The organism is Paenibacillus sp. A3 (assembly GCF_001399685.1).
Lineage (GTDB): Bacteria > Bacillota > Bacilli > Paenibacillales > NBRC-103111 > Paenibacillus_G.
Genome location: NZ_JTHN01000089.1, coordinates 1 through 7,041 on the forward strand (window position 1 = coordinate 1; position 7,041 = coordinate 7,041).

General features: G+C 58.4%; 6 protein-coding genes and 1 pseudogene. 3 read left to right on the forward strand and 4 right to left on the reverse strand.

The features are described from left to right. Positions 1-168: 168 nt before the first annotated feature. From QJ48_RS13870 to QJ48_RS13880, 3 genes are all read right to left on the reverse strand, one after another. Complete coding sequence (locus QJ48_RS13870) at positions 169-933, reverse strand: lipase family protein (protein ID WP_054974161.1); 765 nt, start codon at positions 931-933, stop codon at positions 169-171. Between the two features lie 88 nt (positions 934-1,021). Next, positions 1,022-1,387, reverse strand: coding sequence for a cupin domain-containing protein (locus tag QJ48_RS13875; RefSeq protein WP_054974162.1), 366 nt, complete (start codon positions 1,385-1,387; stop codon positions 1,022-1,024). A gap of 23 nt (positions 1,388-1,410) precedes the next feature. After that, positions 1,411-2,178 carry an EcsC family protein gene (locus QJ48_RS13880; RefSeq protein ID WP_054974163.1) on the reverse strand — a complete coding sequence of 256 codons (768 nt, stop codon included), beginning with the start codon at positions 2,176-2,178 and terminating at the stop codon, positions 1,411-1,413. A gap of 210 nt (positions 2,179-2,388) precedes the next feature. Between QJ48_RS13880 and QJ48_RS13885 the strand changes: the two genes are divergently transcribed. Continuing rightward, the gene (locus QJ48_RS13885) at positions 2,389-2,967 is read left to right on the forward strand and encodes a DNA-3-methyladenine glycosylase I (RefSeq protein WP_054974164.1); all 579 of its coding nucleotides are present in this window, start codon (positions 2,389-2,391) and stop codon (positions 2,965-2,967) included. On the opposite strand, the gene QJ48_RS13890 is transcribed toward QJ48_RS13885, so the two are convergent. Then, positions 2,964-4,196, reverse strand: a complete 1,233-nt coding sequence (locus tag QJ48_RS13890; RefSeq protein WP_054974165.1) for an aminopeptidase — start codon at positions 4,194-4,196, stop codon at positions 2,964-2,966. The two genes, QJ48_RS13885 and QJ48_RS13890, sit on opposite strands and share 4 nt — an antisense overlap. Positions 4,197-4,358: 162 nt before the next feature. Here QJ48_RS13890 and QJ48_RS13895 point away from each other — a divergent pair, with 162 nt between their 5' ends. Continuing rightward, positions 4,359-5,510: a glycosyltransferase family 4 protein gene (locus QJ48_RS13895; RefSeq protein ID WP_054974166.1), complete on the forward strand. Its 1,152-nt coding sequence runs from the start codon at positions 4,359-4,361 to the stop codon at positions 5,508-5,510. A 184-nt stretch (positions 5,511-5,694) separates the two neighbouring features. Further along, positions 5,695-7,041 (forward strand): annotated as a pseudogene (locus tag QJ48_RS13900) (hypothetical protein); the annotation flags it as partial.

Genomic DNA, 7,041 nt, shown 5'->3' on the forward strand with positions numbered 1-7,041 from the left:
CCGTATGTTTCTCTATTCTATTTAAAACCACTTTATCAACACATTAAGCTAAGCCAGTAGGCTCTGCTTTTTCCCTTGGAGTTGGACCGCTAGCCGGTATGTGCTTGTCGGAGGTGGCCGACGTGCTTGCAGTTTACGAGATCATCGGATACGGCAGGATGCCAAAAATTAGCGGGCCAAACGGACGGAAGCGGCGGGAAGAAGGCCTTTCGGACTGCGGTTGTAGTACGGGCGGCTGCGGCCTGCGCTCCGGCGCACCAGCTCTTTGTAGTAGCTTTTGATCGAATGGCTTCCCAGCAGGCCTTTGTTTTGGAAGCGGATCACGTAGCTGTACCGGACATGCCGGTATACGGTTTTGCCGAAGGAAAGGGGCAGCAGCGGCACGAGATCGTACCGGTTCGCAATGTGGGTGCTGTGGTGAATTCGGCGGTTAAACCGACGGACGAAATCAGGATTACCGACCTTCGGGGCTCCAAACGTGTAGACTACGGGCTGCTTGAAGGGAGTGTGAAAGACGAGGTCGAGCGCGCAGAGCGTAACTAGCGAGCCGCCGATGCTGTGGCCGGCCAAATACAGTCTCTTTTGAGGGGAAGCTTTGTTCAAATAGCTCATAATCGGACCACGGAGCGCGGATGCGTACAGCTCCGTGAGACCGCGGTGCGTCCGTCCGGCGTTGCGGACAAAAGGGAACGGAATTTGATCGAACTGCAAATCTTTCTTCAATTCGGATACGGCCGCCGTGCCGCGGAGCGCGATGACGATCGATTGCTTGGACTCCAGAATGAATCCGAGGTAAGGAAACTTCTTTTTGCCCAGGACGGCGGCCAGCTTATACCCGGGGGGCAGCTCGAACGATCCGTTATTGTTGTACTGCCGGATGGCCTGATAGACGATAGCGGCCAGCAGGATGGCCCGGTTGGAAGCTACGGTCATACGACATGCTCCTAACATTGGAATCGGTCGTATAGTATATTCGGGCACCTCCGGCAATGAAACGGAAGAGCAAAGAGAGGGCAGCGGGCTAGTCCCTTTTCGGCTCCGCCAGGGGCGGCGCTTCCACCCGGTCTCCCCGGGTCTGCGGGTGCGATACGACAAGAAACTCGACGTCTCCGTAGGAAACGTTCTTCATCTGATGCGGCACACCCGGCGGCACCTCGCAGCCTTCCTGCGGACCGAGGGTATGGAGCACGCCGTCCACCTCCAGCTCGGCCGTCCCCGTCAGCACGAAAAACAATTGGCGCGCCTGCTCATGGTAATGCCGGACCTCGGCCGTATGCGGGGGCATCCGTTCGTGAATGACGCTCAGCTCGGGCTGCTGAACCAGATGCCAGCCGTCGCACCGGTCGCCCCAAATATAATGCGGTGCATTCGCTTTACTTATTTTCATGGTTACGGTTCCTCTCCCTCGATTTAAGTTGTCTTGCTTTTCTCCTCCGCCTCATCCAGCCAGCGCCTGCGGTAGCAGTTCATGCCGGCCTGCCCCAACTCCTCAAGCAGGCCGTAGTTGGCCCACGCTCCGACGACGGAGCCGATGCCGGGGACAAGCTGCAGCATTTTGCGGAAATCGATCGTATCGCGGTATTCCTGCTGCAGCTGCCTCCAATCGATGTGCTGAGCGTACGAGTCCTCGGGAGGCAGCGTTTTGACGGTTTGCGGCCAATTCACGACGGCGCGGTACAGCTCGGGCTTTTTGTTCTGGCTGGAGAAAGCGACCTGAAATACATGCAAAATGTACAAACGTTCGCGATAATCGAGCGTCGAATGCCCGTAAATGTGGGCGAGCTCGAACAAGAACTTCATCTTGATGCCGATCAGGACCGGAAAATCGACGAGTCCGAGCAAAATGCCTCCGGCTCCCGTCCCCGCGCCTTCCGCCGCTGCCAGCTTTTTGTAAAAGCCGATCAGCTCCTCGGCTTTCTGATCGCGCGACGCCAAGCTCATGTCTTGGAGCGGTTCGTTTTTCGGAATGTAGTCCAGGCTGAACAACGCGGTCTGAACAATGCCTTTGACCGCTGCGGTAATGGCCGTATGCACTTTCTCGGGTATGGCTTGGTTGATTCGCGTTTGCAGCGCCCGGGACGTTTTTTCGAACATGCCGGGCGGCTTGAGCAGCTCCTTCTCCCACCCGATCAACTGCTTCCGGATCTGCTGCTCGTATACCGTAAATGAATGATTCATAGAATCCCCGCCTGATGTTTGGAGTGTTCGGCTTGACTGTGCCGGGTTCGGATATGCCGTGTGCGAACCGTCTGTGCGTCGCGTAATATCCGCTATTATACTTGATACGTACGAGCATCGAAAAGATTTCAATCCGCCGAATGGTAAAATGGTGACAAACGGTGTCGCAATAATGTGGTATAGTAGGGGAAAAAGGAGAGGAGGCGTCCTATGGAATGCCGCTGTGGCTGGTGTAACGAAGACCCTTTATATATCGACTATCACGATAAGGAATGGGGAGTTCCCGTTCATGACGACCGGAAGCTGTTTGAGATGCTGATCCTGGAAGGGGCGCAGGCGGGACTGAGCTGGTATACGGTGCTCAAAAAAAGAGACCGGTACCGGGAGGCGTTCGACGGCTTCGATCCCAGGCTGGTAGCCGCTTACGACGATGCCAAATTGGACGAACTGCTCGGCGATCCGGGCCTGATCCGCAACCGGCTCAAAATGCGCGCCGCCGTGACGAACGCGAAGGCTTTTCTCGCGGTACAGGAGGAATTCGGCAGCTTCGACCGCTACATATGGCAGTTCGTCGGCGGTGATACGATTCGCAACCGCTGGCAGAGCCTGAAGGAAGTGCCTGCCAGCACGCCGCAATCGGATGCGATGAGCAAGGCGCTGAAGAAGCGCGGCTTCGCCTTTGTCGGCTCGACGATCTGCTATGCGTTTATGCAGGCGACCGGCATGGTGATGGACCATACGGTCGATTGCTTCCGGTTTGCGGAGCTTTCCGGAGCCCGGGCGGATTAATCCGCCCAGCAGCCCCGCCGGAACACCGGCTCCACCGTTCCGTCCGGCAGCTCTCCGTCGATATCGAGCTCGTCCGACCCGATCATGAAGTCGACATGCACCAGACTGTGGTTGGCTCCGTGCTGCGCCAACTGCTCCCGGCTCATGGCGGTGCCGCCTTCCAGACATAGCGGATACGCGTTGCCTAACGCCAGGTGGCAGGAGGCGTTCTCGTCAAGCCCCGTATTGTAAAACAGCACGTTCATCTCGGCAATCGGCGAATTTTGCGGGACGAGCGCCACTTCACCGAGCCGGGCCGCGCCCTCGTCGGTCGCGATGAGCCGCTGCAGCGCCTCTTGTCCTTGCTCCGCCGTACACTCCGTGACCTTCCCGTTCTCGAACAGCAAGCTGAAGCCGTCGATCAACGCCCCGTTCCAGTTCAGCGGCATCGTGCTGCGTACGGTTCCGTTGACGCCGTCGGCGCGAGGCAGCGTGAACATCTCCTCCGTCGGAATATTCGGCACGAAAAACACGCCTTGCGCGTTATGCATACCACCTGCGACCCATTGGTGCTCCGGAGGCAGCTCCACGTTCAGTTCCGTACCCGGCGCACGGTAGATAAGCCGGGCGTACTTCTTCGCATTCATCCGCTCAACCTTCGAGCGAAGCTCCGTCAGATGCTCCTGCCAGGCTTCCACAGGCCGGTCCCGGTCGGCTCTTGCCGCTTGCACGATTCGTTCCCACAGCGAACGGACCGCATCTTCTTCGTTTGCCCCCGGGAACACTTTGGCCGCCCAAGCCACTGAGGGAACGGATACGATCGTCCAGCTGATTCGGCCGGCCTGCATCATGCGGCGGTACTCCAGCATGGCCGTTCCGTACGCTTTGCTCGCCGCGGCGATCCGCTCGGGCCTCGTATGTTTAAGCAGGTCGGGCGTAGGGGAGTAGACCTGCAGGAAGGCCGCCCCTTCTTCGGCCAATTGACGGAAGCCGTCCGCTTTCCATTGCGGATATTCGTGGAACGCTTCGTCGGGGGCCAGCTCGTACTTCAGCCGTTTCAGCTCGTCGTCGTCCCATTCGACATAGACGTGCTTCGCCCCGGCCTCGTACGCTTTGCGCGCGACGATGCGGACGAAATCCGCAGCCGATACGGGGGAGGTTACCACAAGCGTCTGCCCCTGCTGTACGTTGATACCTACCTTCACGGCGAGCTCCGCATAATGTTCGATATACGTTTCCAATCGGCTCACGGTCAGCACTTCCTCTCGGGATATTTGCAAGTTCGTTCTTTTATTATGAGGTCCTGCATGGCAAAATTCAAACGGCCCAAACTGCGGCTCGAACAACGATAGCCTATCCACATCCGCTGCGTCAAGAATATACTGACAAAAAGATCGCGGGGAGGCCGCTCCATGAAAGAGCATGATGTCGTCTTCGTGACGCCGGGTTCGTTCGTCATTCCTTCGGGCAACAGCAGCTCCGTCGAATTGGTCGTGGAGCAAGTCGTCCGCCGCCTGCAGAAGCATGTCCGACTGGCGGTGATCGGGCGGCGGGGCCGGACGCTCCGCCGGACCGAAATTCGCGCAGGCGTTCTTTACGAGCGCGTGCCCGCCGCTTCGCCCCGCCGCTATGTGGAGAGCGTCAGCCGCAAGCTGAGAAAGCTGCGGCCGAAGATCATTCAGGTGGAGAACCGCCCGCGCTTCGCCCGGTTTCTCAAGCGAAGGCATCCGGGGGCGCAGGTGTGGCTGTCGCTGCATTCCGTTACGTTCGTCTCCAAGCCCCATATCCGGCGGCCCGAACTGCAGCGTTGTCTGGCCGCGGCGGACCGGATCGTAGTGAACAGCCATTACCTGAAGGACGAAATGGTGCGCAGAGACCCGCGTGTCCAAGCCAAAATTGTCGTGAATCATCTCGGGGTCGATCCGGACCGTTTTATTTCCCGATGGTCTCCGGAAGGGGCAGCCCGGAGGGAGGCGCTGCTCCACAGACTCGGCCTGCAGGGCCGTAAAATCATTCTGTATGTCGGCCGCCTGATTCCGATCAAGGGCGTGCATCATTTACTGGCGGCGATGCCCGAAATTGTGGGCAAGGTGCCGGAAGCGCTGCTGCTTGTGGTGGGGGGAGCCTTTTACGGTTCGAGACGGCTTACCCCCTACGTGAGGCGGCTTCGGAGGACGAGCGCGCCGCTGAGCAACCATGTACGCTTCGTTCCGTATGTTCCGCACGGCGAAGTGGACGATTGGTTTCGCTTGGCCGATGTCCTCGTCGTTCCGTCCGTCCGCCGCGAGGCGTTCGGTCTCGTCAACGTGGAAGCGATGGCTGCAGGCGTCCCGGTCGTCGCCACCCGCGCCGGAGGAATGCCGGAAATTGTGGAGGAGGGCGTTACCGGGCTGACCTTGGAGCAGGATGCTCTGGAGAGCGGCCTTGCGCCGGCGGTAATCTCCCTGCTGCAAAACGAGGATCAAGCCCGCTGCATGGGGGAACAAAGCGTGGAGCGGGTACAGCGGCTATTTACATGGGAGCGGGTGGCGGAGCGGTGGCTTACGATTTACGACGGGCGGTGATAGAAACCGCCTTTTTTTGCGTTTTGCGGTTCGACGGAAAAACGGTTTCGGCTTTCTTGTGCGCACGCCCATTTTTATCCGGGCGAATGACCTCCTTCTGGGTAAATGCATATGTTAAAAGTGTCTACTTGCAATCATCTCCAGCATGGCCAACTAGGCACTACACCATATGGGAGGACCTAGCATGAAACGAGAAAACCGCCGGGTTTCCGGTACGCGACGAACGGTGCGCAGCAAGCGCATGGACTCGTACATTAATGAACTGAAGTGGCTGGACGATAAGCCGCGAATCTTGAGGCCGCAAGCCGACTTTGATGACGATACCAGCATTGGTCATCTAGTTCTTGAGGAAGGAGAAGAAGAACAAGAGGCTGCCGGATCGCGTGGGGTTCCGGACACTCCCCGTGCCGTAGAAGAGCCGGTCACCCGCGCCGTAGAAGAGCCGGTCACCCGGGCCGTTGAAGAGCCGGTCGCCGGGGCCGTTGAAGAGCCGGTCGCCCGGGCAGCTGAAAAGCCGGTCACTCGGGCAACTGAAAAGCCGGTCACCCGGGCAGCTGAGAAAACGGTCGCCCGTGCCGTTGATGGGCCGGTCATCCGTTCGGTTGAAGAGGCGGTCAGACCGCGGTTTATGCAGGGAACCACCGTGTATACGGACGATTTGGCGGATGAGTCGATCACAACGGAGAAAATCGCGCGTTATGCCGTCGACGGTACCCGGATTAAACGGAATAGCGTCGGCCGGGACAATCTGACCGACTATGCGGTCGACAGCACCAAGCTGGCGGACCGAAGCGTCACGACGCAAAAGCTCGCTTTGCAGTCGGTGACGGCGGAGCATCTGGCCAAGGCCTCGGTCTCGACGGAAAAAATTCAAGACCGGGCGATCAGCGGGGAGAAGCTCCAGGACAACAGCATTACTTCGGAGAAGCTGGCGGATAAGACGATCGACGGAATGAAAATTGCCGAAAAATCGATTTATACGAAGCATTTTGCCGATGAAGCGATTACCGGCGAGCTGATTCAGCATCAGTCGATCACGTCGGATAAAATCCGAAGCGGCGCGATTCATTCGATTCATTTGGCCAACGGCGTGGTCAATTCGTCAAAGCTGCTGGAAGGCGCGGTAACGACGGAAAAGCTGCGCGATTTTTCTGTAACCTCCGCCAAGCTGGCCGATGGGGAAATTGGCGCCGAGAAGCTGGCTCCCCAGTCGGTTACGGAGGATAAGCTGGCGCCTTGGAGTGTGGCTTCCGAACATTTGAAGCTGAATTCGGTGCTGCACGATCATTTGACGGCGGGGTTGATCCGGGGCGCTAACATTTCGCCAAAGCAGATCGATGCAAGCCATCTGACGGAAGATGCGGTGCAGACCATTCATCTGAAGGACGGAGCCGTGACTTCCGGCAAATTGTCCAAGGAAGCGGTACAAGGGCTCCATGTGCAGGAAAGGGCGATTGAAGGCCGGCATCTGCAGCAAGGAGCGGTGGAAGGCCGTCACTTGTCCGCCCACTCGGTGACAGCGGATAAATTG

Bases quoted from the DNA above. Each gene is read 5' to 3' on its own strand.
- QJ48_RS13875 (WP_054974162.1), bottom strand. From the start codon at position 1,387: ATGAAAATAAGTAAAGCGAATGCACCGCATTATATTTGGGGCGACCGG.
- QJ48_RS13885 (WP_054974164.1), top strand. From the start codon at position 2,389: ATGGAATGCCGCTGTGGCTGGTGTAACGAAGACCCTTTATATATCGAC.
- QJ48_RS13880 (WP_054974163.1), bottom strand. From the start codon at position 2,178: ATGAATCATTCATTTACGGTATACGAGCAGCAGATCCGGAAGCAGTTG.
- QJ48_RS13895 (WP_054974166.1), top strand. From the start codon at position 4,359: ATGAAAGAGCATGATGTCGTCTTCGTGACGCCGGGTTCGTTCGTCATT.
- QJ48_RS13870 (WP_054974161.1), bottom strand. From the start codon at position 933: ATGACCGTAGCTTCCAACCGGGCCATCCTGCTGGCCGCTATCGTCTAT.